This is a genomic window from Actinoplanes sp. NPDC049598, assembly GCF_040675435.1.
Classification (GTDB): Bacteria; Actinomycetota; Actinomycetes; order Mycobacteriales; family Micromonosporaceae; genus Actinoplanes.
Window position 1 is genome coordinate 1 of the sequence record NZ_JBFAOX010000013.1, and the last position, 23,379, is coordinate 23,379.

20 protein-coding genes, 1 tRNA gene and 1 pseudogene are annotated in these 23,379 nt (G+C 71.6%); 12 read left to right on the forward strand and 10 right to left on the reverse strand.

Translation table 11 applies throughout. From position 1 onward, the window contains the following. Nucleotides 1-92: 92 nt before the first annotated feature. The 4 genes and pseudogenes from AB0J66_RS27680 to AB0J66_RS27695 all read right to left on the reverse strand — a co-directional run. A pseudogene (locus tag AB0J66_RS27680) lies at nucleotides 93-776 on the reverse strand (IS481 family transposase); the annotation flags it as partial. A gap of 9 nt (nucleotides 777-785) precedes the next feature. Further along, entirely contained in the window at nucleotides 786-1,460 is a 675-nt protein-coding gene (locus tag AB0J66_RS27685) for a Crp/Fnr family transcriptional regulator (RefSeq protein WP_364666386.1), read from the reverse strand. Then, nucleotides 1,448-3,472: an adenylate/guanylate cyclase domain-containing protein gene (locus AB0J66_RS27690; protein ID WP_364666388.1), complete on the reverse strand. Its 2,025-nt coding sequence runs from the start codon at nucleotides 3,470-3,472 to the stop codon at nucleotides 1,448-1,450. Before AB0J66_RS27690 ends, AB0J66_RS27685 begins: the two co-directional genes overlap by 13 nt. A gap of 89 nt (nucleotides 3,473-3,561) precedes the next feature. Further along, a tRNA-Gly gene (locus AB0J66_RS27695) sits at nucleotides 3,562-3,634 on the reverse strand. A gap of 103 nt (nucleotides 3,635-3,737) precedes the next feature. Between AB0J66_RS27695 and AB0J66_RS27700 the strand changes: the two genes are divergently transcribed. Next, the gene (locus AB0J66_RS27700) at nucleotides 3,738-5,399 is read left to right on the forward strand and encodes an FAD-dependent oxidoreductase (RefSeq protein WP_364666391.1); all 1,662 of its coding nucleotides are present in this window, start codon (nucleotides 3,738-3,740) and stop codon (nucleotides 5,397-5,399) included. Between the two features lie 110 nt (nucleotides 5,400-5,509). Next, nucleotides 5,510-5,830: an STAS domain-containing protein gene (locus AB0J66_RS27705; protein ID WP_364666394.1), complete on the forward strand. Its 321-nt coding sequence runs from the start codon at nucleotides 5,510-5,512 to the stop codon at nucleotides 5,828-5,830. Between the two features lie 356 nt (nucleotides 5,831-6,186). Here AB0J66_RS27705 and add read toward each other — a convergent pair whose 3' ends face one another. Then, the gene (gene add, locus AB0J66_RS27710) at nucleotides 6,187-7,128 is read right to left on the reverse strand and encodes an adenosine deaminase (protein WP_364666397.1); all 942 of its coding nucleotides are present in this window, start codon (nucleotides 7,126-7,128) and stop codon (nucleotides 6,187-6,189) included. Between the two features lie 145 nt (nucleotides 7,129-7,273). Then, nucleotides 7,274-8,011, reverse strand: coding sequence for an SDR family oxidoreductase (locus AB0J66_RS27715; RefSeq protein ID WP_364666399.1), 738 nt, complete (start codon nucleotides 8,009-8,011; stop codon nucleotides 7,274-7,276). An 81-nt stretch (nucleotides 8,012-8,092) separates the two neighbouring features. On the opposite strand from AB0J66_RS27715, the gene AB0J66_RS27720 reads away from it, so the two are divergent. Continuing rightward, nucleotides 8,093-8,560 carry an Rrf2 family transcriptional regulator gene (locus AB0J66_RS27720; protein WP_364666402.1) on the forward strand — a complete coding sequence of 156 codons (468 nt, stop codon included), beginning with the start codon at nucleotides 8,093-8,095 and terminating at the stop codon, nucleotides 8,558-8,560. Nucleotides 8,561-8,728: 168 nt separating this feature from the next. Continuing rightward, nucleotides 8,729-9,784, forward strand: a complete 1,056-nt coding sequence (locus tag AB0J66_RS27725) for a glycosyl hydrolase (protein ID WP_364666405.1) — start codon at nucleotides 8,729-8,731, stop codon at nucleotides 9,782-9,784. A 32-nt stretch (nucleotides 9,785-9,816) separates the two neighbouring features. On the opposite strand, the gene AB0J66_RS27730 is transcribed toward AB0J66_RS27725, so the two are convergent. After that, on the reverse strand, nucleotides 9,817-11,085 hold the full coding sequence (locus AB0J66_RS27730; RefSeq protein ID WP_364667068.1) for a cytochrome P450: 1,269 nt from the start codon (nucleotides 11,083-11,085) through the stop codon (nucleotides 9,817-9,819). Nucleotides 11,086-11,211: 126 nt separating this feature from the next. On the opposite strand from AB0J66_RS27730, the gene AB0J66_RS27735 reads away from it, so the two are divergent. Then, nucleotides 11,212-12,417, forward strand: a complete 1,206-nt coding sequence (locus AB0J66_RS27735; RefSeq protein WP_364666408.1) for an MFS transporter — start codon at nucleotides 11,212-11,214, stop codon at nucleotides 12,415-12,417. 51 nt (nucleotides 12,418-12,468) lie between these two features. On the opposite strand, the gene AB0J66_RS27740 is transcribed toward AB0J66_RS27735, so the two are convergent. Together AB0J66_RS27740 and AB0J66_RS27745 are read right to left on the reverse strand one after the other, a co-directional pair. Beyond that, nucleotides 12,469-12,855: a hypothetical protein gene (locus AB0J66_RS27740; RefSeq protein ID WP_364666411.1), complete on the reverse strand. Its 387-nt coding sequence runs from the start codon at nucleotides 12,853-12,855 to the stop codon at nucleotides 12,469-12,471. A gap of 118 nt (nucleotides 12,856-12,973) precedes the next feature. Then, nucleotides 12,974-14,437, reverse strand: a complete 1,464-nt coding sequence (locus tag AB0J66_RS27745; protein WP_364666413.1) for an aldehyde dehydrogenase family protein — start codon at nucleotides 14,435-14,437, stop codon at nucleotides 12,974-12,976. Between the two features lie 181 nt (nucleotides 14,438-14,618). Between AB0J66_RS27745 and AB0J66_RS27750 the strand changes: the two genes are divergently transcribed. The 5 genes from AB0J66_RS27750 (at nucleotide 14,619) to AB0J66_RS27770 (ending at nucleotide 21,591) form a co-directional block, all read left to right on the forward strand. Continuing rightward, nucleotides 14,619-16,271 (forward strand): sulfatase-like hydrolase/transferase, encoded by a 1,653-nt coding sequence (locus AB0J66_RS27750; RefSeq protein WP_364666416.1) that lies wholly within the window; start codon nucleotides 14,619-14,621, stop codon nucleotides 16,269-16,271. Nucleotides 16,272-16,281: 10 nt separating this feature from the next. Next, on the forward strand, nucleotides 16,282-17,289 hold the full coding sequence (locus tag AB0J66_RS27755) for an alpha/beta fold hydrolase (protein ID WP_364666418.1): 1,008 nt from the start codon (nucleotides 16,282-16,284) through the stop codon (nucleotides 17,287-17,289). A 49-nt stretch (nucleotides 17,290-17,338) separates the two neighbouring features. Continuing rightward, the gene (locus AB0J66_RS27760) at nucleotides 17,339-18,004 is read left to right on the forward strand and encodes a methyltransferase domain-containing protein (protein ID WP_364666421.1); all 666 of its coding nucleotides are present in this window, start codon (nucleotides 17,339-17,341) and stop codon (nucleotides 18,002-18,004) included. Nucleotides 18,005-18,047: 43 nt separating this feature from the next. Then, nucleotides 18,048-20,072 (forward strand): ATP-binding protein, encoded by a 2,025-nt coding sequence (locus tag AB0J66_RS27765; RefSeq protein ID WP_364666423.1) that lies wholly within the window; start codon nucleotides 18,048-18,050, stop codon nucleotides 20,070-20,072. A gap of 100 nt (nucleotides 20,073-20,172) precedes the next feature. Then, nucleotides 20,173-21,591: a hypothetical protein gene (locus tag AB0J66_RS27770; RefSeq protein ID WP_364666426.1), complete on the forward strand. Its 1,419-nt coding sequence runs from the start codon at nucleotides 20,173-20,175 to the stop codon at nucleotides 21,589-21,591. A gap of 30 nt (nucleotides 21,592-21,621) precedes the next feature. On the opposite strand, the gene AB0J66_RS27775 is transcribed toward AB0J66_RS27770, so the two are convergent. Beyond that, nucleotides 21,622-22,104 carry an N-acetyltransferase gene (locus AB0J66_RS27775; protein WP_364666428.1) on the reverse strand — a complete coding sequence of 161 codons (483 nt, stop codon included), beginning with the start codon at nucleotides 22,102-22,104 and terminating at the stop codon, nucleotides 21,622-21,624. 76 nt (nucleotides 22,105-22,180) lie between these two features. On the opposite strand from AB0J66_RS27775, the gene AB0J66_RS27780 reads away from it, so the two are divergent. Both AB0J66_RS27780 and AB0J66_RS27785 read left to right on the forward strand, forming a co-directional pair. After that, a complete protein-coding gene (locus AB0J66_RS27780) occupies nucleotides 22,181-22,903 on the forward strand; it encodes a tetratricopeptide repeat protein (protein WP_364666431.1) in 723 nt (240 codons plus the stop codon). A gap of 48 nt (nucleotides 22,904-22,951) precedes the next feature. Then, on the forward strand, nucleotides 22,952-23,335 hold the full coding sequence (locus tag AB0J66_RS27785) for a hypothetical protein (protein ID WP_364666433.1): 384 nt from the start codon (nucleotides 22,952-22,954) through the stop codon (nucleotides 23,333-23,335). Nucleotides 23,336-23,379: the final 44 nt, after the last annotated feature.

Below are 23,379 nucleotides of genomic sequence, written 5' to 3' on the forward strand. Positions count from 1 at the left end.
GGGGCGAATGATTGTATGAGTCACAACCCGAGGCGACGCGGCCGCCGCTAACCCTGCCAGCCGGTCCCAGACCAGCCACCCCAAGACTCACAGTGGTTGTAGTCGTGGAGGAATGCCGGTAGTGCGGCGCGGCGGGCTTTTTCCGAGGAGCAGAACTTGGTGAAGGCCAGCCGTCGGCCAGGGTGCGGTGGAAGCGTTCGATCTTGCCGTTGGTCTGTGGCCGGTAGGGCCGGGTTTTCTTAGCGGTGATGCCCAGTTCGGCGCAGGTCGAGGCCCAGAGGCGGGATTTGTAGGCCGAGCCGTTGTCGGAGAGCACCCGGTGGACGGTGACGCCGCGTTGGTTGAACAGGCAGCGGCGCGGCGCAGGACGCGGTGGCGGTGATCGCGGTTTCGTCGTCGTGGATCTCGGCGTAGGCGACGCGGGAATGATCGTCGATGACGGTGTGCACGAACGCGGTGCCGATGGCTGGTTCGTAGTCGCCGCGGCGCCGGCCGGAGGCGGCCAGGCCGAGCTGGTCGGCGATCGGGACCGGGCCGAGGCGACGTTTACGCCGCGGGTGCAGGAGTTTGCGGACCACGGGCGCCGGGGTGCGGTGGGGTTGCCGGCGCGGTCGTGACGAGCGGTCAGCCAGGCCGGCTTCGCCTTCGGCTCGGTAACGCTGTGCCCACTTGTTCGCGGTGCGCTAGGACACGTCATAGCGTTCGGCCGCTCGCGCGGGTGACCAGCCCTGCTCGACGACAAGACGCGCCAGCCGCAATCGCGCCCGAACGGTCAGCGGTGCCGGTCAGCGGGCGCGAGCGCGCAATAGATTCAAATCCAGCACGGACACCGACCGGCGCTGCGTAGTGATGACCCCGTGCCGCCGCAACGTCCGCAGAGCCTTGGTGACCGACTCACGCGACGACCCGGTCCAGGCGGCCAGCTCGTCCTGGCTCAACGGCACGGTGATCTGCACGCCGCTCTCGCCGGACGCGCCGAAGCGTTCGGCCAGCTCCACCAATCGCAGCGCCACCCGGCCGAGCGTGTCGTACGTGCCGAATTCCACCCGTTTGCGGTCCGAGTCGCGCAGCCGGGCCACGATCATCCGGACGATCCGCATCGCGGCCGGCGGATGGTCGCTCAGGAACCTCAGGAACCCAGCCACCGGCACGACCAGCGTCTCGAGCGGTTCGAGTGCCGCCACCGAGGCCGAGCGCGGCGCCCCGTCCAGGGCCGACATCTCCCCCAGCAGCGCCCCCGGCCCGCGGATGGCCAGCAGCACTTCTCCGCCCTGGGCGGTCAGCGAGAACACCTTGGCCCGCCCAGACAGGACGAACACCACCGTCATCGACTGGTCGCCCTCGCTGAACAAGGTCGCCCCGCACGGCCACCGCCGGCGCTGCCCGCAGCGGAACAGCGCGTCGACCTCCTCGCCGGCCAGTTCGCCCAGGAACTCCCCCGGGTCGGTCACGAGCGCCACGTGCCCTCCTCCCGCAGGCCGTCCAGCACGTACGCCGTAACGGGTTGCCGGCGCCCCTTCACCATCAGGTCGCCCAGTGGCGTGACCACGGCCGGCGGCCCGATCCGGTCGAGCGTGGCCGCCCCGATCACCACCTGTCCCGGCGCCGCCTGCGCTTCGAGCCGGGCCGCGACGTTCACCGCGTCCCCCATCGCGTTGAAGTTGCGCAGCTCCGACCCGCCGATGTTGCCGACCAGCGCCTCACCGGTGTTGACGCCGACCCGGAACCGCGGCCATCCCGGCCGGCCCGCCGCGATCTTGTCGACCGCGCACTGCATCATCAGCGCGGCCCGGGCCGCTCGCAGCGCGTGGTCGGCCTGCCGGGCCGGCGCGTTGAACAACGCCATCAGCGCGTCCCCCTGGAACTGCACCACGGTCCCGCACTGCCCGAGCACGACCTTGGTCGCCACGTCGAAGTACTCGTTGAGCATCCCGACGATCTCCCCCGGCGTCGACTCCTCCGAGAACGTCGTGAAACCCCGCAGATCGGCGAAGAGCGACGTCACCTCGACCACCGCCCCGCCGAGGGCCGCCTGCGACGGATCGGCGACCAGCGCGGTGGCCACGTCCGGCGACATGTACTGCCGGAACAACACGTCGAGCTGCCGGTACAACCGGGCGTTCTCCAGCGCGATCGACAGCTGCCCGGCCAGCGACGCCAGCAACGCCACATCCCGCTCCGGCGCCGTTCCGCCCCGCCCCGCCACCAGCACCCCGGCCGCGTGCCCTTTGACGATCAAGGGCAGGACCACATTGCCGTACGCGTCGACGACCGGCTCCCGGCCCTTCATGGCGCCCTCCGCCGCCGCCCACTCGAAGTCACGCCGGCCACCCGCCGCGGCGTCGCGGAAGATCAGCTGGTGGTCCTCGACGAGTCCGATCCGGACGGTGTAGTGCTCGAACGTGCCCGCGATCCGCCGCACCGCACCCTCCAGCAGGTCGGCGTCGGAGACCAGCACCCGAGCGTCCCGGCTCACCGCCACCAGGGCGTCCAGTTTGCGGATCTGATCGCGTTCACCGGCCAGGGCGTCGGCGGCCCGGGTGAGCACGGCTGTCTGACCCTCCGTGAGCTCGAAGCGGCGGGCCAGCCGCTCCGTGGTGGCGGTCATTCCCGCCTCGGTGAGCGTGCCGCGTTCACGGTGACCCAGCGCTTCCACGAGCGCCTCCAGCGCCGTCCCGTACGACGCCCGCAGCCGCCGCACGGTGAACTCGGTGCCGACCGCGGTGAACAGCCCCGTCGCCGCGCCCTCGTTGCGGTACTGGACCCAGGCGCTGTATGCGACGTACGAGAACCCGGCCGCCATCAGCAGATGCCACTCCCACCAGGACGCGTGCCAGTTGCGCCCCACCGCCATGGCCACCGCCGACTCCGCGAGCAGCACGAACGCCGTCAGCACGGACAGCAGCATGACCGCCCGCCGCTCCCGGTAGAGCGCGTAGTACCGGATCGCCGGCACCGCGAACAGCCCGAACGCGATCAGCGCGAGCGCCTCGGTCGACGGCGCCACCACGGCCAGCAGCCCCGCGAGCAGCAGCGCTCCCACCCGCAGCAAACCGGCCCAGCGCATCAGCCCGGCCGGCAGCTCGAGCGCGGACGCCGCCGCCGGCACGGCCGCTGCGGCCAGCCCGACCGGCGACGCGTACTCGAAGATCTTGTTGGGCCCGTCGAGGAGCACCCCCGGCGTGGCCAGCGCGTGCAGCCCGAGTAGGGCCGCCGCGACCAGGAACGACAGTCCGACCAGGAAGAGCCGGATGTCGGCGCGGCGCCGGGCCGCCTCGTTCACCATCACGGCCAGCGTCAGGCTGGTTGCCGCCACCACGAGGACCAACCAGAAGTGGGCGGGGTCGTGATGCCAGTGCCCGTCGAGGGCGGGGCGGGCGATCAGCAGCCAGAGACCCACCATCGGGGCGGCCAGGTGCGCGGCCCAGACGATCACGCGTGCGGGACCGCCGCGGCCCGCCACTGGATCCATGCACTCCGACGTTAGTCGCATCGGCGCAGGTGGGGGCTGTCGGATTAACGCGAAAAGGCGCCCCGGCAAGGGGGCGCCTTTTCGTTGAGAGCGGACGACGAGATTCGAACTCGCGACCCTCACCTTGGCAAGGTGATGCGCTACCAGCTGCGCTACGTCCGCGCTGAGGAGAACAATACCGGATGTACGCCGGTGGCCCCGACACCGGGGTGCCTGTGTCGTCCGTGACCTTGAGTCGTGCGCCCGGCAATGCGAACATTCGCCGATGGTGACGCCCTTCCCGGAGCTCGGGGATCAGTTCGAGGAGCTAGCGGCCGCCGCCTGGGTGGCGCTGGACGAGGAGCAGTTCGCGCGCGCGATCGCGTACGGTCACCCCCAGCCGGTCCGGGCCGGCGACGTCCTGTTCGACGTGGGCGACGACGACGGCGACCTGATCCTGATCGAGTCGGGGTCGGCCGACGTGCTGCGCAACACCCACGACCGGGAGTCGATCCTGCACGCCGGCCCGCGCCAGTTCGTCGGCGAGCTCAACCTGCTGACCGGCCAGAACCGCATCCTGACCGCGCACGTCACCGCCGACGGGGTCGTGCACCGGGTGTCCCCGGCCGAGTTCCGCCGCCTGATGGCGCAGGACACCGAGCTCAGCGACGTCCTGCTGCGGGCTTTCCTGGCCCGGCGCCAGCTGCTGGTCAGCAAGGCCGCGCACAACCTCGACGTGGTGGCCGACGACGCCACCGCCGAGGGCCTGGCCCTGCGCACGTTCCTGATCCGCCAGGACCTGCCGTACCGCTGGCTGCAGCCCGGCACCGCCGAGGCGGCCCAGATCGCGGCCTCGGCCGACCTGTCACCGGCCGACCTGCCCGCCGCCATCACGCCCCGGATGACGCTACGCAACGTCAACCCAGGAACCCTGAGTCACTCCCTGGGGCTCACCTACCGGCGTACCCCCGAGGGTGTTGCCGATCTGACGATCGTCGGCGCCGGTCCCGCCGGCCTGGCCGCCGCCGTCTACGGCGCGTCCGAGGGCCTCGAAACAGTGCTGCTCGACGCCGTCGCCACCGGCGGCCAGGCCGCCGCCAGCTCACGCATCGAGAACTATCTGGGCTTCCCGTTCGGTCTCAGCGGCGAGGCCCTGGCCGCCCGGGCCGTGGTGCAGGCGCTGAAGTTCGGCGCCCACCTGGGCAGCCCGTGCGGCGTGGCCTCGCTGACTCCCCGCGACGACGGCACCCACCTGATCACGCTGGTCGACGGCACGGAGATCCCCACCCGGACGGTCCTGATCGCCACCGGCGCCGCCTACCGCAACCTGCCGCTGGGCCGCTGGGCCGATTTCGTCGGCGCCGGCATCTATTACGCCGCCACCGACCTCGAGGCCAAGGCAGTCTCGGGACTGCCGGTCACGGTGGTCGGCGGCGCCAACAGCGCCGGCCAGGCGGCGATCTATCTGGCCCGGCACGCCGGTCACGTCACCTTGGCCGTACGCGGTGACACCCTCACCAAAGACATGTCGAACTACCTGGTCGAGCGCATCCTGGCCGACCCGCGCATCACCGTGCAGACGGCAACCGAGGTGACGTCACTGAGCGGCACCGAACGCCTCGAGGAGATCACCCTCACCGAGCGCGGCTCCGGCGACGCCGCCCCCTGCGGCTGCTTCGGCCTGTTCTGCTTCATCGGCGCCGAGCCGGCCACCGCCTGGCTCACCAACGTCGCCCTCGACGAGAACGGCTTCATCCCCACCGACGTCCAGCTGGCCGGCCGCTGGACCGGCACCACCCGCCCCCCTCTCCCGTTCGAAACAAGCCTCCCCGGCGTCTTCGCCGCCGGCGACGTCCGCACCGACTCCATGAAGCGCGTAGCCGCCGCCGTAGGCGAGGGCGCCAGCGCCGTCCGCAGCGTCCACCAGGCCCTGGCCCACCCCGCATAGCCACCCGCTGCCGCCGCGCTCCGTGACGGTGCGATCGCCGGACGGAGAGGCACGCCGGAGGGTGACTTCCTGTCGTGCCGGGGTGGAGGCAGGCGGGTAGCATCTCGCTAATGCCGATGGAAGCCACGATCCTCCACGAACCAGCCGATCCCGACGGCCTGGTCGTAGCCTCCCTGGCCGGCGAGCTCGACCTCGACCGCGCCGACGACGTCCGCGACGCCTTGGCCACCATCGCGTCCGACCCCGCCTGCCGTTACCTGCGCATCGACGTAGCCGGCCTGGACTTCATCGACTCCTACGGCCTGGGCGCCCTGGTCAGCGCCCGCAACACCGCCGCCGCCCACGGCGTCACCTTCACCCTGGCCAAGCCCTCCCCACCGGTCCAGAAGGCCATCGAGGTAACCGGCCTGGGCCACGTCTTCGGCCTCTGACCTCCAGCGACCGCACCCCACCACCCGCCCGGGCCCGGCAGAAACTCAAGGCCGGGCCGCCTATCGCCCGCCAACCCAGGCGATCGCCCACCGACCTGCCTTGATGCGGCGCGCGGAGCGGCCGCCACCCGAGCCCCGCATTTGAGGCCATGGCGTGCATTTCACGAAATCCCACCCAGGTCGCCGGCCACTTGCGCCGCTCGGGACAGCACACGGCGGAGCCCGCACTCCAGGTACACGGCGCCCATGCAGGCATCCCGGCCGAGCCCACAAGACCGTCACCCCGGGGTCTGCATTGACGATGGGGCGTCCATATTGACGACGCGGCGTCGTGGGCGCTCCCGGGACGGCTGGGCCTACGGGTGGGCGAAAGCGGCTTTGCGGGCGTAGGCCTCGATGGCTTCGATCTCGGCGGCGGTCAGGCCGAGTTCGGTGCGGGCCGTGGCGTACTCGCCGGAGAGGGTGATGGCTGAGGCGCGCGGATCGTCGGTGGCGAGGGCGACCGGCACGCCGGCGGCGAGGAGCCGGGGTAGGGGGTGCTCTCGGTAACTTGGGGCGACGCTGGTGTGCAGGTTGCTGGTCAGGGCCACCTCCAGCGTGATGTCCCGGGCGGCCAGGTGCTCCAGCAGGGCCGGGTCCTCGACCGCGCGGACGCCGTGGCCGATGCGTTCGGCGCCCAGGTGGGTGATGGCGTCCCAGACGCTTTGCGGGCCGGCGGCCTCGCCCGCGTGAACGGTGACGTGCAGGCCGGCGTCTCGGGCTTTGGCGAAGGCGGGGGCGAAGTCGACGGCGGGGACGCCGGCCTCGTTGCCGGCCAGGTCCACGGCGCAGAAGGCGTCGCGGCGGGACAGCAGGGTGTCCACCTGGGCCTCGCCGGCCGCGGGCCCTAGGTCGCGCAGCCGGATGCCGATCAGGGCTACCGGCAGGCCGGTCTCGAGCGAGGCCGTACGGACGCCGGAGGTGACCGCGTCGATGACGGCCTCGGGCGCCAGGCCGGTCTCCCGGCGGATGAACCACGGGCTGAACCGCAGCTCCAGGTAGCCCAGGCCGTCATCGGCGGCGTCCCGCACCGCCTCGGCGGCCGCCCGCTCCCAGTCGTGGGGGTGCGGGAAGGCGGACGGCGCGGCGTCGACCTTGTCCAGGAACGGGACGAGGCCGCCCAGCGGGGCTCGGGCCACCAGCAGGTCCTCGGGGTCGGGCGCGGCGGCGAGGGGGTGGCCGTCGCGGTGGGCCAACTCGAGGATCGTGGCGACTCGCAGCGAGCCTTCCAGGTGACGGTGCAGGTCGATCAGGGTCATGACGGGACTCTTCTTCCGCAAGTAGGACGATGGCCGGCGAGCGCAGGCGTCGCTACTGGTAGAAGTCCTGGCGGAAGGAGTGGTCGCCGAAGACGGCCCGGCCGCGCGTGGGGCGCAACAGGGGCGTCGTGATCATGTGGGGAGCTTAGCCCAGCCACTTCTCGAAGCTGATCGCGCCGATGCGGGCGCCGCTGCCGGCAGCGGGAGCGAGGGACTCCACGGTCGCGCCGAAGTAGCCGGCGGCCGGGTCCTCGACGATCTCGCGCTGGTCGCCCTTGGCCTCGAGGTAGCGGCGCACGAACGAGGCCAGCGTGCCCGCCTCGGGGCCGGCCAGGTCGACGACTCCGCCGGTCGGGCCCTCCGCCACGAGGGTGGCCAGCGTCGCGGCGACGTCGGCGGCCGCCACCGGCTGAAACCGGGCGGTGCTCAGCCTGGCCACGCCGTCGGTGGTGGAGAAGTCGGCGATGCCGGGCAGGAACTCGAAGAACTGGGTGGCCCGCAGGATGGTGAACGGCACCCCGGACTCGCGGATCTCCTTCTCCTGGGCGACCTTGGCCCGCATGTACCCGCTGTCCGGAATCTGGTCGCAGTTGACGATGGAGACGGCGATGTGGTGGCGTACGCCCGCCTTGGCCTCTGCCGCGCCCAGGTTGGCCGCCGACGTCCGGAAGAACGCCAGCACCTCGTCGTCGCCCCAGGAGGGCGCGTTGGTCACGTCGACCACGACGTCGGCGCCGGTCAGGGCCTCGTCCAGGCCGAGCCCGGTCACCGTGTTGACGCCGGTCGACGGCGACGCGGCGACGGCGTCGTGCCCGGCCGCGGTGAGCAGCGGAATGAGCTTCTTGCCGACGAGCCCGGTGCCCCCGATGACCACGATCTTCATTGCCTACCCCTAACTCGGATATCTTCTGTCCGAGACGACTCTACTCGGATACGTCCTGTCCGAGTCAAGTAGGATGTGACCATGAAGATGTCCGGCGGGGTCGAGTGGGCCCTGCACTGCGCCGTGGTGCTCAACGCGGCCGAGCGCCCCGTGCCCGCCGCCCGGCTGGCCGAGCTGCACGACGTCTCCGCCAGCTACCTGGCCAAACAGCTGCAGGCGCTGTCCCGGGCCGAGATCATCCGGTCCGTGCAGGGTCATGCCGGCGGCTACGAGCTGGCCCGGCCGGCGACGAGCATCACCGTGCTCGACGTGGTCGAGGCCGTCGACGGGGCCCAGCCCGCCTTCGTCTGTACGGAGATCCGCCAGCGCGGCCCGCTCGCCACGCCGCCCGAGGCGTGCGACAAGCCGTGCCCGGTCTTCCGTGCGATGAACGCGGCCGACCAGGCCTGGCGCGCCGCCCTGCGGGCGGTCACGATCGCCGATCTGGCCGACGATGTGGTGGCTGACAACGGCGAGGGCGCCTTCACGCTCGTACGGGCGTGGCTCTGATCTTTTTCTTCTCAAGCAAGCCTGCGCGCCGCCGATCTCAGGGGCACGACCGAGGGTCCCGGCGAGAGCAACCGGGCCGCACCGTCACGGGCACCGGTCACGCACCGCACGCCCTGGAATCTCTTCTCATGCCCGGCCGACAACGGCCGGACAACAGGGGGAGATTCAATGCTGCGGAAGTCCATGTACTCGCTGGCCGCGCTCGTGGCCGGTCTCGGTGCGGCGCTCGCCGGGCCGATGGCCGCGCAGGGCGCGACGACGCCGGCGGCCGCGCCGGCGAGCAAGTGCGTGACCGACGCCAAGCTCGTCCCGTCCTGCGGCGTCCTGTGGGGCGCGGCGGCCGGCGGCTTCAGCACCCTGCCGCGTGACCAGGAGCTCAAGACCTGGGAGCAGAAGTCCGGGCGTACCTCCTCGATCTTCCACACGTACCACAAGGGCGACGAGAAGTTCCCGACCGCGGCCGAGATCGCCATGGTCCGCGACAAGAACAAGCCGCGCGCGCTGCTGCTGAACTGGCGCGTCGAGTACGGCTCGACCTGGAAGAACGTCGCCGCCGGCAAGCTCGACGCCCGGATCGACGCGTTCGCCGCGCGGGTCAAGGCGACCATGCCGGAGAAGTTCTTCCTCGTGCTCAACCACGAGCCGGAGGACGACGTGCGCACCGACGCCGCCTCGGGCATGACGGCCAAGGACTTCGCCGCGTCGTACCGCCACGTGATCAAGCGGCTCAAGTCCAAGGGCCTGAGCAACATGATCAACGTGGTCGCGTACATGGGCAACGAGAAGTGGATGGCGCAGTCGTGGTGGAAGGACCTCTACCCGGGTGACGACGTCGTCGACTGGATCGGCCTGGACTCGTACGTCTCCTCGGAGCAGAACTACTACCACGCCGGCGTCTTCGCCGACCTGCTCGACCGCAAGGCCAAGGGCGGCGAGGGCTTCTACTCGTGGGCGACCACCAAGCACGCGGCCAAGCCGATCATGGTGGCCGAATGGGGCGCCTACCACCGCGTGGGCAAGGTCGTGAACAAGTCCAAGCAGTTCGACTCCGTGCTGCCGGAGCTGGCGAAGCGCCCCAAGGTGAAGGCGATCGTCTACTTCGACACGAAGAAGGACCTGTTCGGCGACCGCGACATCAGCATCGACAGCTCGCCAGCCTCGCTCGCGTCGTTCCGCAAGCTGGCCGCGTCGCCGAAGTTCAACGTCACCCTTCGCCTTCGCTGATTTCGGGCCGCCCCACTCGGGGCGGCCCGTTCTCATTTGAGGGTGACCGGCAGCGAGTCCAGCCCGAACACGATCGACGCGCGCCGGAAGGTGAGCTCCCGCTCCGGCACGGCCAGCCGCATCTCCGGGAAACGATCAAAGAGCCGGGGGTACGCGATACGCAGCTCCATCCGCGCCAGCTCCGCGCCGATGCACCGGTGAATGCCGTACCCGAAGGCCAGATGCGACCTTCCGGGTTGACGTTTCACGTCCAGTTTGTCGGGCTCGGCGCCGGCAATGGAAGCATCGCGGTCAGCACCGCTGAGCGAGCAGATCACGACATCGCCGGCGCGGATGTCGACGCCGGCCACCTTGTGGTCGCGGATCGCCACGCGCGGGAAGGCCACTTGCACCACGGTCATGTAGCGCAGCAGCTCCTCGATCGTCGCGTCCGGATCCGTCGTCAGCCCCTCCCGCAGAGCCGGGTCGGTCATCAGCGCCAGCGACCCCAGCGCGATCATGCTGGCCGACGTCTCCAGGCCGCCGGTCAGGACGCCGTCGGCCAGACCGGCCAGCTCCCGGTCGTCGATGTCACTTCCGTGCGTACGGATCAGCGAGCCCAGCAAGCCGTCGCCCGGCTCGCGCCGCTGCTTCTCGATCAGCCCACCCAGGTACGTCAGCGACTCCCCCACCGCGTCCAGGGACGCGCCGGCCCCGTCGGCGAGGTCGAACCGGGCCGTGCTCAGCTTCTGGAAGTACTCGCGGTCCTCGTACGGAACCCCGAGCAGCTCACAAATCGTCAGGGCCGGAACGGGCAGCGCGTAGTCGTTCCACAGGTCGACCTCCGGCTTCGCGGCCATGTCGTCGAGCCGGGCCGCGACGATGGCCTCGATCCGGGGCTGCAGCCGGTTCAGCCGCCGCATGGTGAACTCGGGCGTCAGGGCCTTGCGCAGCCGCGTGTGCACCGGCGGGTCGGCGAACCCGAGCCCGCCCGGGTCCTGCGTGATGCTGATGCCGACCCGGCCCGCGAACTTGCCGAAGTCGTTGCTGTAGCCGTCGAGGCTGCCCAGCACCTCGCGCACCGGCTCGTAACCGGTGATCAGCCAGCCGCGCATGCCCAGCGGCAGCGGCAGCCGGCTGACCGGCTCCCGGTCCCGGCGCTTGGCCATCTCCTCGACCGGGTCGAGGCCGTCGCGGTGCAGCGGCCACAACAGCTTGTCGGGGAGCATCGCCAGCCCCGCGTAGGGCCCGTTACCGCCCGCGAATCTGCGGGCGAGCAGTCCGAAAACCTGCGACCGCACCGCCGACACCAGCGAGGTCATACCCACGCCGAATCCTCCCCACGCTCTTGTGTCGGAGCATGATCACATGGATGGGGCGGCAAGTGACGCACACGGCGGTTAAATTTCATATGTACAGGCGTACACATCGTATGTACGCTCGTACGCATGACGCTCCTCGCCCCGGCCGCACCCACCCGCCAGGCCCGCCGGGCCCGCCTCGCCGTGGCCGCGGTGTTCCTGACCAACGGTGCCCTCTTCGCCAACGTCGTGCCCCGATATCCGCAGATCAAGGCCGATCTGGGGGTCACCAACGCCGTCCTCGGCACGGCCATCGCGGCCATGCCGCTCGGCGCGCTCCTGGCCGGTCTGCTGGCCGCCGCGGCCATCCGCCGCCTCGGTTCCGCCCGCGTCGCCGCCCCCGGCATCGTCCTGCTGGCCGCGGCGACTTTTCTGCTGCCGTTCGCTCCAACGTGGTACGCCTTCGCCGGCGCCATGTTCGTCGTCGGCGCCCTCGACGCGGTCGTCGACGTCGCCCAGAACGCCCACGGTCTGCGCGTGCAGCGCCTGTACGGCCGCTCCATCGTCAACTCCTTCCACGGCGTGTGGAGCATCGGCGCCGTCCTGGGTGGCCTCATGGGCTCCGCCGCGGCCGGTCTGGACCTGTCCCTGACCGTCCACCTGGGCATCTCCGCGCTGCTGTTCAGCGCCGTCGCCCTGACGGCCTTCCGCTTCATGCTCCCCGGCCCGGAAGACGCCGAACGCTCCCGCGGCCCGGTCGTTCCCGGCGCCCCCGCGGCCGCCCGGCGCGCTGTGACCGGCACCGCCGTACGGATGCTGGCCATCCTCGGCATCCTCGCCGCCTGCGGCGCCCTGGTCGAGGACGCCGGCGCCTCGTGGGGCGTGCTCTACCTCTCGGGCAACCTGCACACCACCGCCGCCACCGCCGGCCTGGCCTTCGTGGCCCTCCAGGTCGCCATGACCCTCGGCCGCCTGACCGGCGACCGCGTCGTCGACCGCTTCGGCCAGCGCACGGTGGTCCGCCTCGGCGGCGCCGTGGCGGCGATCGGCATGGGCGCCGCCCTGCTCTTCCCCTCGGTCCCCACCGCCTTGATCGGCTTCGCCCTGGCCGGCCTGGGCGTGGCCACCCTGGTCCCGGCCACCATGCAGACGGCGGACGAGATCCCCGGCCTCGCCCAAGGCACCGGCCTGACCATCGTGAGCTGGCTCCTGCGCGGCGGCTTCTCGCTGTCGCCCCCACTGGTCGGCCTGATCGCCGACCAGACCAGCCTGCGCGTAGGCCTCCTGAGCGTCGTCCTGGCCGGCGTCCTGACCTTCTCGCTGGGACGTGTGCTGACCAGCCGCCCCGGCTGAGCGCTGACGGTGCCGGCCGTGATGACGGCCGGCACCCGAGTCACGCTTGGCTCAGTTGTGGCTCACGCCGTTCGGGCCGATGTACCACGATTGCTGGAGACGAGTGGGCCGAATGGTCACGCTCACCGCCGGACCGTTGTAGGTAATTCCGAAATGGGTGCATCGCACATTTCCGGCGACCGTTACGTTCTCATTGAGACCTACGCGCAGGTAGACGATATCGTCGCCGCCGTCCGCGGCGGTGGCCGAGGTGCTCGCCGAGAAACTCGACGCCGCGACATAGGTGACACTGCCGCCGCCAGGACAGTTGCCTTGCCACGTCGGCATCACGATGTAGTTGTAGGTGACGCCGGCCGCCGACGCCGGCGTCGCGGCGCCTCCCACGGAAATGACCAAGGCCGCCAGGCTGATGAATACCGGAACGAGCAAATTCTTCACCGCACGCATGACAAGTATTCGGCTTTCGTCAGTCGGAATGGGCTGCGATCGCCTCTTCACCATGCCAATGGAGCGAGCCGGAAGACATTGTCCAAACGGAGGGGTGACAAGCGATGCGTCAGAAGGGGAACGCCGCCGGCTGGCTGCGGACCGTTATCCAGCGCGTGTCGGTGAAGGCCTCGATGTTGGCGGCCGCGCCGCCGAAGCGGGAGCCGGTGCCGGAGGCGCCGGTGCCGCCGAAGGGGGCGTTGGCCTCGTCGTTGACGGTCTGGTCGTTGATGTGGGCTATGCCGGTCGGGATGCGGTCGGCCAGGGCGACGCCGCGCATGGCGTCGCGGGTGACGATGCCCAGGGACAGGCCGTACTCGGAGGTGGTGGCCAGGGTGACGGCCTCGTCGAGGCTGCTGAAGCGGGCGACGGGGGCGACCGGGCCGAAGATCTCCTCGGCGAAGGCGGGGGTGGCCGGGGTGGCGCCGGCGATGACCGTGGGGCGGTAGAACAGGCGGTCGAACGAGCCGCCGGCCGCGACCGAGGCGCCCGCCGATGTGCTGGCCGTGACCAGGGAGTGGATTTTGTCGCGCTGGCCGGCGTCGATGATCGGGCCCAGCGCGACCTGCTCGCGGGCCGGGTCGCCGACGGGGAGTTTGGCCGCCTTGTCGGCCAGGCGTTCGACGAAATCGTCGTACAGCCGCTCGTGGACCAGGTGGCGGCCGGTCGTCATGCAGATCTGGCCCTGGTGGAACCAGCTGCCCCAGGCGGCCAGGTTGACCGCCGCGTCGACGTCGGCGTCCTCGAGCACGACCAGGGCCGAGTTGCCGCCCAGCTCCAGGTGGGCCCGCTTGAGGTGCTGCCCGGCCAGGGCGCCGACCTGCCGGCCGGCCGACGTCGAGCCGGTGAACGAGATGACGGCGACCTCGGGCGCGGTCACCACGGCCTCGCCGACGTCGCGGCCGCCGGGCAGGACCTGCAGCAGGCCGTCGGGCAGGCCGGCCTCCTGGAAGATGCGGGCCAGGACCAGGCCGCCGGTCACGGCCGTGCGCGGGTCCGGCTTCAGCAGTACGGCGTTGCCGAGCGCCAGAGCGGGAGCGACCGAGCGGATGCCCAGGATGATCGGGACGTTGAACGGCGAGATCACACTGACCACGCCGACCGGGTACCGGCGGGTCATCGACAGGCGGGGCTCCCCGGTCGGGATCAGCTCGCCGTACGGCCGGCCGGGCAGCGACGCCGCCTCCCAGCACTCCTGCTCGGCGGTGTGCACGGCGAAGCCGGCCATCCCGGGGACGGCGCCGACCTCGCGCACGTTCCACCAGGTGATCTCCTCGGCGTGCTCGGCCCAGAGGGCGGCGGCCCGGCGCAGCACGGCGGCGCGTTCGGTGTGCGGGGTGGCGGCCCACGCCACCTGGGCCGCGGCGGCCGCGCGGGCGGCGGCGGTGACGTCGTCCGGGGTGGCCAGGTTGACGGCGCCCAGGGTGTCACCGGTGGCCGGCTCGATCACGTCGATGGCCTCGCCGCTCCCGGCGCGCCACCGGCCGTCGATGTGCAGCAGGTCGTGCCAGCGGTTCTCGTCCAGCAATGCCATGGTCGTCGCCTCCGGGAGAAACCGAGCGGGAAAGCCGAGGGGGAAAGTCGAGGGGGTAAGTCGAGCGGGAAAGCCGAGAAGCCGACCCTAGGCGCACTCTTTCCCGGTTATCAACATCTCGTCCTGAACCGTGCGCGCCTGAATCCCGTACTGATCACCGGCAACTACGGAAGGATCGGTCTTGGCGCTCACCCGTCGCATCCTCGGCCTGGCCGCGACCACCCTCGCGGCCGTGCTGATCGTCGCCGCGCTCGTCGTGCCCGACACGATCGCGCGCCCGGCCGACGGCGCGTTCGTCCCCGGAGCGTTCCTCCGCCTGCCGATGGAGTTGATCTTCGCCGGCGCGGTGGTGCTCGCGCTCCCCCCGCGATGGCGGCGCGCGGTGGCCGCCCTCTTCGGGCTCGGCATCGGCGTGATCGTCGTTCTGAAGATCGCCAACGCGGGTTTCCGTACCGTCCTGGGCCGTAAGTTCGACCCCGTCCTCGACCCGCCGCTGCTCAAGGACGGTTACAACGCGCTGACCGAGACCGACGGGCGCACCATGGCCAATCTGGCCGTCGTGGGGGCCGCTCTGCTGCTGGTCGCGCTTCTGGTCGGGATGACCCTTTCGGCCGTACGGCTGGCGTCCGTCACCGGCCGTCACCAGCTCCCCGTACGCCGCACGTTGATCGGCCTGACCGCCGCCTGGCTGGCGTTCGCGCTGAGCGGGCTCACGCTCTACCCGAACAATCCGGTCGCCTCGGACTCGGCCGCCGCGATGGTCAAGACGCTGGCCCGGCAGGTGCCGGCGACGATCCGCGACGAGCGCCAGTTCGCCTCGGCGGTGCAGCACGACCCGTACGCCTCGGTCCCGGCCCCTGACCTGGTGTCCGGCCTCAAGGGCAAGGACGTGATCTTCGGGGTGGTCGAGAGTTACGGCCACAGCGTGCTCACCGATCCGGCGATGAACGCGATCCTGTCGCCGGCGCTGACGAAGGCCGGCGATCAGCTTTCGGCCGCCGGCTTCCACGCGCGGACCGGGTGGCTGACCTCGTCCACGTACGGCGGGGGAAGCTGGCTGGCCCACGGCTCGCTGCAGTCCGGCCTGTGGGTGACCAGCCAGCGCCGGTACGACGAGATGGTCGGCGGCGACCGGCTCACCCTGACCCGCGCCTTCCACGAGGCCGGCTGGCAGACCGCCGGCATCGAGCCCGGCAACACCAAGGACTGGCCGGAGGCCGGCTTCTACGGCTACGACAAGGTGCTCGACTCGCGCACGATGGGCTACAAGGGCCCGGACTTCGGCTGGTCGCGCATGCCGGACCAGTACACGCTGGCCACGTTCCAGCGCGAGGTGTACGGCCGGGCCCAGGGCCCGGTGATGGCCGAGATCACGCTCACCTCCAGCCACGAGCCGTGGACCCACGTGCCGTCCATGCTCGACTGGGACAAGGTCGGCGACGGCTCGGTCTACAAGACGATGGACACCGGCCACGAGGAGCGCTCGGCCCTCTGGGGCGATCCGGTCAAGACCCAGGCCCAGTACGCGAAGACGGTCGCCTACTCCGTGGAGAGCCTGATCTCCTGGGCCACCACGTACGGCGACGACAACCTGGTCCTGGTGATGTTCGGCGACCACCAGCCGATGTCCATCATCACCGGTCAGAACGCCAGCCACGACATCCCCATCACCATCATCGCCAAGGACCGGAACGTCCTGGACCGGATCAACGCCTGGGGCTGGCAGGACGGCCTGCGCCCCACCGCGACCACCCCGGTCTGGCGGATGGACCAGTTCCGCGACAAGTTCTTCGCCGCCTACGGCCGGACTGCGGGAGTCGCCCTCGGCAAGTGATGATGCAGGCATGCGGCAGCGGCTCGGGACGGTACGGCTGGCCGACGGCACCGCCCTGTCCTACGCGACCGCCGGCGCCGGTCCGCCGCTGGTGTATGTGATGGGCTGGCTCACGCATCTGCGGCTGGGCTGGGAGCTGCCGCCCGAACGCGACCTCTACGAGGCGCTGGCCCCGGGCCGCCGGCTCGTCCGCTACGACCGGGCCGGCTGTGGGCTGTCGGCGCCCACCGACCGGCCGGCCTCGCTGGAGTTCGAGCTCGAGCAGCTGGCCGCCGTCGCCGCCATCCTGGGCGAACCGTTCGACCTCATGGGGGCCTCGATGGGCGCCCCGGTCGCCGCGGCCTGGGCCGCGGCCCGGCCGGGCACGGTCCGGCGCTTGGTGCTCTACGGCGGGTGGGTACGCGGTGACGAGCTCTCCCCGCCCTCGGTCCGTGAGCACGTCCTCGGCCTGGTCGAGGCGCACTGGGGTCTCGGGTCGGACGTGCTGGCCGACATCTTCGCGCCCGACACCGACCGGACGACCCGGGCCGAGCTCGCCCGCTACCAGCGCGCCTGTTCCAGCGCCGCGACGGCTCGGGCGCTGCTGGCACTCAGCTACGAGCTCGACGTCACCGACCGCCTGGCCCAGGTGCGCGCGCCGACGCTGGTGGTGCACCGCACCGGCGACCGCGCGGCGCCCCTGGCCCAGGCCGAGGAACTGGCCGCCGGCATCGAGCACGCGGAGCTCGTCCGGCTGCCGGGCCGCTCGCATCTTCCGTACGCCGGCGACCGCGACGAGCTCGTCCGGGTGATCCGCCGCTTCCTCGGCCTGCCCGTCGCCCGGCGCCGCCCCGGCGGCCTGACCGCCCGCCAGCGGGAGGTGGCCGAGCTGGTCAGCCAGGGCTGCACGAACCGGGAGATCGCGGCCCGCCTGGGCATCGACGAGCGCTCGGCCGAGGGCCACGTCGAACGGATCCGGCTGCGCCTGGGTTTCCGGTCCCGGGCCCAGATCGCCGCCTGGTACAGCGCCCGAAGGTGAGGTATTTCCCCGCCTGACCAGGCGGCGACCGGAGCGCAGAGTGGCCCTCGTGACCGACAACGACCTGCCCCTGGCCCCGCCGATCGGCTTCGAGACGCACGGCCCGCGGGGCGCCTTCAACGCCGCGTTCTTCGGGCTGATGGGCCCCTACCTCGACCGGAACCTGCGCCGGCACAAGCGCCGCGTCTTCGCCGACCTTCCCGGCACGGTCGTCGAGCTCGGCTCCGGCGTGGGCGCCAACCTCCGCTACCTGCGTCCCGGATCGACCCTCGTCGCCGTCGAACCCAACCCGCCGATGCACCGCCGCCTCCGCGCCGCCGCCGGCCGCCGCGACATCGAGCTGGATCTGCGCGCCCGCCCCGCCGAGGACACCGGTCTGCCGGACGGGTCCGCCGATGCGGTCATCTCGTCCCTGGTGCTCTGCACCGTGACCGACCCGGTCGCGGTGCTCGACGAGGTCCGCCGGATCCTGCGCCCCGGCGGCAGCTTCCGCTTCGTGGAGCACGTGGCCGCCGCCGACGGCACCGTCACCCGCTTCCTGCAGAGGGCCGTGCGCCGGCCGTGGTCCTGGACCTTCGAGGGCTGCTCCTGCGAACGCGACCTGGCCACCCTGATCCGTACCGCCGGGTTCAGCCGGGTCGACATCACCCCCTACCGCCTGCACACCGCGTTCGTTCCCTTCAATCCCCAGATCGCCGGCATCGCCCGCGTGTGATGTACCGGACATATACCACCTTTAGTGCCTATCATGGGGAGTTGTGATCGACTACCAGCTGCTGTTCCGGGGTGTGCCGGCCGCGCTGCTGGTCATCGACGCCGACCTGGTGATCGTCGAGGCCAGTGACGCCTACCTCGCGGCCACCATGACCGAACGGGACGGCGTCGTCGGGCAGCACATCTTCGCCGCCTTCCCCGACAACCCGGACGATCCGGAGGCCAACGGGGTGGCGGCGCTGGAAGCCTCGCTGCTGAGAGTCCGCAATGGGCGTGCCGCCGATGTGATGCCGGTGCAGAAGTACGACGTCGCGCAGCCCGGCGGCGGCTTCGCGACCCGGTACTGGGCGCCGGTCAACGTCCCGGTGCTCGACGCGGCCGGCGAGCTGGAGCTGATCGTGCACCGGGTCGAGGACGTCACCGCGTACATGCGGACCGAGCCCTCCGGCGGCGAGCTGGACCGGCTCACCGAGGAGCTGCGCCGGCGCATCGGGCAGGCGGAGGCCGATGTCCTGGCCCGGCGGCAGCTGCGCCGGCAGCACGAGACGCTGCAGGCGCTGGCCGACGGGCTGGACACCGCGGTGATCGGCTGCGACAGCCTGGGCCGCCCGGTGCTGAGCAACGAGGCCGCCCGCGCCATCACCGGCGACCGGCTCGACGGCGCCCACGCCGGCGAGTGGCCGCACCGGCTGCACCTGTACGACCCGGCCGGGCGCCCGCTCAGCGACGCCGCCAACCCGCTGCTGGGCGCGCTGCACGGCGAGCACGTGCGGGACGCCGAGGTCGTCCTGCGGCCGCCGGGCGGGCCGGCCCGGACCTTCCGGATGCACGCACGCCCGGTCGAGCCCGGCACCGGCATCGTGGCCGTGGTGGCCCTGCACGACGTGACCGCGCACCGGCGGGCCGCCCGCCTCAACGAGTGCGAGCTCGAGGTGTCCAAGGTGATCGCCGGCTCGGAGCCCACCGATGACGTGCTCATCCGTGTGGTCGAGCTGATCGGCTCGGCCATCGGCTGGGCGGCGAGCGAGTTCTGGATGGTCGACGAGGTCGGCCGGGTCCTGCGGCGCACCGCCTGCTGGGCCCGGGGCGACGCCCGCCCGGCCTCTCTGCCCGACGACCCGCTGCCGCTGGGTGAGGGGCTGGCCGGCGAGGCGTGGCAGAGCAGCCGGCCGGTGTGGGCGACGGGTCTCGGCGAGGAACGGGGGCCGCTGCGGGCCGCGCTGGCCGTCCCCGTGCCCAGCGGCGCCGACGTGCTGGGCGTGCTGGTCTGCTACAGCGACACGGCCGAGGTGCCGGATGACACCCGGACCGCGGTGCTGGCCGGCATCGGCGCGCAGATCGGCGCTTCCCTGGAACGGCGCCGGGCCGGCAGCCTGGCCGCCGAGCTCGACCAGGTCCGCACCGAGTACGTCGCGCTGGTCGGCCACGAGGTGCGCACGCCGCTGACCAGCATCCAGGCCTACACCGACCTGCTGATCGGCGAGCCCGGCCTGGACGGCGAGCAGCGCGACATGCTCGAGGTGATCCACCGCAACGCCGGCGTCCTGTCGATCATCGTCGGCAAGCTGCTCGACGTGGCCGGCCTGCGCACCGGCCACCTCGAGGTGCACCGGCGCGCGATGGACCTGTCACCGGTCGTCCTCGAGGCGGTGGAGGCGGCCCGCCACCGGGCCCACCGGGACGTGACCATCGACGTCAACGCGCCCGGCGCGACCCCGGTCCACGGCGACCCCGAGCGCCTCCGCCAGGTCGTCGAGGAGCTGCTGAACAACGCGGTGATCTGGGCCCCGGAACACTCGACGATCGGGGTCAGCCTCACCGCCGACCCGCACGCCGTCGTCCTGAGCGTCTCCAACACGGGCGAGTCGATCTCGGCCGACGACCGCGCCCGCCTGTTCGACCTGTTCTACCGCGGCGGCGCGGCCCGCCACAGTGGCCGCCCCGGCTTCGGCCTGGGCCTGACCCTGGCCCGCGCCGTGGTCGAACAACACGGCGGCCTCATCACGGTCAGCGACCCCGAGGAGGCCGTCACGGTCTTCTCGGTCCGCCTGCCGGCCTGTCCGAACTGACAGCCGACAAGATCCACACGGACAGGACCTTCTGTCCGGGTGGACGTCGACGGCCCGCCGGCGAGCGGCGATGCTGACACCGCCCCCATCTGCCTCACAAGTGTTCCCCTGCCTCACCCCCCAGGAGCCGACAATCGACGCCGCGTCCCAGGACCCACCGACCGACGCCTCCGTCTCAGAGACGCCGGCCGGCGCCGAAGTCCAGCTGATCAGCGACGGTGACGGGCTCGCGGTCATCGGGAGCCCCGCAGCGGTCGAGCGTTTCCTCGCCGCGGAGGAGCTGCCGTCGAAGGACCTGGACCTGCCCCGGCTCGGGTCGGTCCTGAGCACCGCGGCGGCGGTGGCGCGGGCCGGTTCCGAGATCGCGGTGCAGTCGGGGCGCTGGGTGAAGCTGACCGCCGAGTCGGCCGCGAAGGTCAGGAAGTTCGGGTTGACGCCGACCAAGACGCCGGGCGTGAGCCACGCGATGATCGGCAAGGCCGGCGCGAGCAAGTCCTGGCTGCAGATCGCCACGGGTCCGGGCGCGAAGCTGAGCAACCCGGCCCTGCTCGCCGGCGCCGCCGGGATCATGGCCCAGCTGGCCATGCAGCAGGCCATGAACGAGATCACCGACTACCTCGCCAAGATCGACGCGAAGATCGACGACGTGCTGCGGGCCCAGAAGGACGCCGTCCTGGCCGGCATGATCGGCGTCGACTTCGTCATCGACGAGGCCCTGACCGTCCGCGAGCACGTCGGCCGGGTCTCCGACATCACCTGGTCGAAGGTCCAGGCCACGGCGGCCACCATCGGCCAGACCCAGGCGTACGCGGTGAGCCGGCTCGACGCCGTCGCCGCGAAACTCGAGAACCAGTCGAACGCCGGCGACCTGGCCAAGACCGCCCGCGACGCCGAGACCCAGGTCCAGGAGTGGCTCGCCGTCCTGGCCCGGTGCTTCCAGCTGCAGGACGCGCTGGCCGTGCTGGAGCTCGACCGCGTGCTCGACGACTCCCCCGAGGAGCTCGACCGGCACCGCGTGGGCATGCAAGCGGCCCGCCGGAAACGCCTGGAGCTCATCTCCCGGACCACCGAGCACCTGCTCACCCGCATGAACGAGGCCGCCGGCGCCGCCAACACCAAGGTCCTGCTGCACCCGACCGTGCCCGGCACCGTGGTCCAAGCGAACAACCACGTCGGCGCCGCCGTCACCGACTTCCGAACCCGCCTCGGCCTCGAAAGCGACCACCAGTCCCTCAAGGCCAGCCGCTGGCTCGACGCCGCCAGCGACGTCCGCGACAAAGCCCTGAGGTCCAGCGCCGAAGGCCTGAACGCCGCCGGCCGCGCGACCGCCCAAGGCGTCAACGCCGCGCTACACGCCGGAGCCGACGGCGCCGGCGCCATCGGGCGTGCGGGAGCTGAGGGCGTAGACGCCGCAGCCGAGGCGGCCCGGCGGGCGGGCAACGAGGCCGCCAACGGGCTCAAGGCAGTGACCGGCAAGCTCGCCGGCGGCATCGCCGGGTTGCGGCGCCGCAAGGGCTGAGCGCGGGGTCGCCGCCTCCGGCGCCGAGATCTAACCGGGGCTCTTCCGAATCATCACGGGGGAAGCGCCCGAGCGGTAGTGCACCACCTCGAACGGCCACACCGCCCGCAGCCACTCCCCCACCACCTCGGTCAGCGGCCCATCCAGCTCGGCCCGCGCCGCGGACACCCACGACAACGCCTTCACCTCACCGTCCGCCGCCGGTACGAAGTACACACACCCGACGACATCACCGCTCGCCACCTCGATCACCGAGTAGGCGAAATCCACCCGCCGCGCCGACCGCTCGGCATGACGCTCCAGATCGGCCAGATTCTCCGCCGACGTCATCCCCGCCACCGGCGGCCAGCCCCGCCCGAACCCGGGCGTCGCCCGAATGTGCTCGATGCTCGACATCCAGGCCGCATGATCAGCCTCGTTGTGCCGCGGCCCGAGCACCTCGAGCCGGAACACCCCGCCCACGTGGAAGTCCGGCACCGGAAAGGAATCGTCGACCATCGCCTGCCCCGTCATGGCCGGAGCCTAATCCCCCGCCGTGCGGCAAGCCGTCCTGCTATCAGGGATAGCCGCCGCGCTTAAGGTGGCTGTCATGTCGAAGCCAATCGATCAAGTCGCCGGGATCAACTCTTCCTCCCCGGCGGACCGTGTCCAGCGGGTCAGGGCGGCCTATGAGCAGGCCGTGTACACCGGCGACCTCGCGGCGCTGGCGGAGGCCGAGCGGGGGCTGGACCCGGTCGAGGCCGATGTGGCTCTGGCCCGGGGGCAGATCCTGCATGCGCGGTTCATGCACGGTGGGGGCGCGGAGGATCCGGCCGAACTGCCGTTGTTCGAGCGTGCGGAAGGTCTCTACCGCGGGCTCGGCGATGAGCGGGGCCAGGGTGAGGCGTTGTTCTGGATCGGGTGTGTGCATCAGTTCATCCGCCGCGACAACGACGCCGCTGTTCCGTTGCTCGAGCGGTCGCTCCGGCTGGCCACCGAGACGGGTGACGGACGGACCCGGGCCGAAGCGCTCCGCCATCTGGGCATCGCGGCTCACGCGGCCGGGCGACTGGACGAGGCCCGTGAGCGGCTGGAGGAGTCGACCAGCCTGCGGCGCGAGCTCGGGTTCCTGCCCGGTGTGGCGGCCAACATGGTCGGATTGGCCTACATCGCCGCCGCCCAGGGCCGCAACGGCGACGCGCTGGCGATCCTCGACGAGGGCGTGACTCTCGCGCGGGCCCAGGGCGCCCACGCCATCACCCGGCAACTCGAGGACGCGAGGGCGGCGATCCAGCCTCCGTCGAACGCCCGAACCCAACCGCCGGCCTCGTGAACAGGCAGGAGGGTCGGCTCAGGGTGGGGCATACGGCATCATGGGCTTGTGCCTGAGCGCTGCGACCACTGCGGGGGCGCGGTCACGTCTGAAGTGGGCCAAGGTGTGGTGGGTGACCGGCTCAGCTGGTCGGTGTGGACCCGGTGTGGCTCGTGTGGGGACGCCGAGCAGGAGTGCGGCTGGGATTCGATGCCCGAGGCTTTGCGGGACGAGCTGATCGGTGAGGTCGGGCTCGTCCGCCTGCACGCCGAAGGGCCGAGGAAGCGGCTGCTCGCGGTCTTCCGCCAGGATGGGGCCACGATAGAGGAGGCGGTGGCGGCCTGCCGGGCGCTCGGTAACGAGGGCCTCGTCGGCACGCCGGCTGAGATGGAGCTGCTGGGGCTGCGTCTGCGCGCGGCGGGGGCGACCGTGGAAACGGCGGGTGGGGCGTGATGCTGCTGACGGTGGCCGGGTCGAGTTGTTCGGGGAAGACCACG

Coding starts and splice junctions, on each gene's coding strand:
- AB0J66_RS27690 (WP_364666388.1), bottom strand. CDS start 3,472: ATGGATCCAGTGGCGGGCCGCGGCGGTCCCGCACGCGTGATCGTCTGG.
- AB0J66_RS27700 (WP_364666391.1), top strand. CDS start 3,738: ATGGTGACGCCCTTCCCGGAGCTCGGGGATCAGTTCGAGGAGCTAGCG.
- AB0J66_RS27705 (WP_364666394.1), top strand. CDS start 5,510: ATGCCGATGGAAGCCACGATCCTCCACGAACCAGCCGATCCCGACGGC.
- add (WP_364666397.1), bottom strand. CDS start 7,128: ATGACCCTGATCGACCTGCACCGTCACCTGGAAGGCTCGCTGCGAGTC.
- AB0J66_RS27715 (WP_364666399.1), bottom strand. CDS start 8,011: ATGAAGATCGTGGTCATCGGGGGCACCGGGCTCGTCGGCAAGAAGCTC.
- AB0J66_RS27720 (WP_364666402.1), top strand. CDS start 8,093: ATGAAGATGTCCGGCGGGGTCGAGTGGGCCCTGCACTGCGCCGTGGTG.
- AB0J66_RS27725 (WP_364666405.1), top strand. CDS start 8,729: ATGCTGCGGAAGTCCATGTACTCGCTGGCCGCGCTCGTGGCCGGTCTC.
- AB0J66_RS27730 (WP_364667068.1), bottom strand. CDS start 11,085: ATGACCTCGCTGGTGTCGGCGGTGCGGTCGCAGGTTTTCGGACTGCTC.
- AB0J66_RS27735 (WP_364666408.1), top strand. CDS start 11,212: ATGACGCTCCTCGCCCCGGCCGCACCCACCCGCCAGGCCCGCCGGGCC.
- AB0J66_RS27745 (WP_364666413.1), bottom strand. CDS start 14,437: ATGGCATTGCTGGACGAGAACCGCTGGCACGACCTGCTGCACATCGAC.
- AB0J66_RS27755 (WP_364666418.1), top strand. CDS start 16,282: ATGCGGCAGCGGCTCGGGACGGTACGGCTGGCCGACGGCACCGCCCTG.
- AB0J66_RS27775 (WP_364666428.1), bottom strand. CDS start 22,104: ATGACGGGGCAGGCGATGGTCGACGATTCCTTTCCGGTGCCGGACTTC.
- AB0J66_RS27780 (WP_364666431.1), top strand. CDS start 22,181: ATGTCGAAGCCAATCGATCAAGTCGCCGGGATCAACTCTTCCTCCCCG.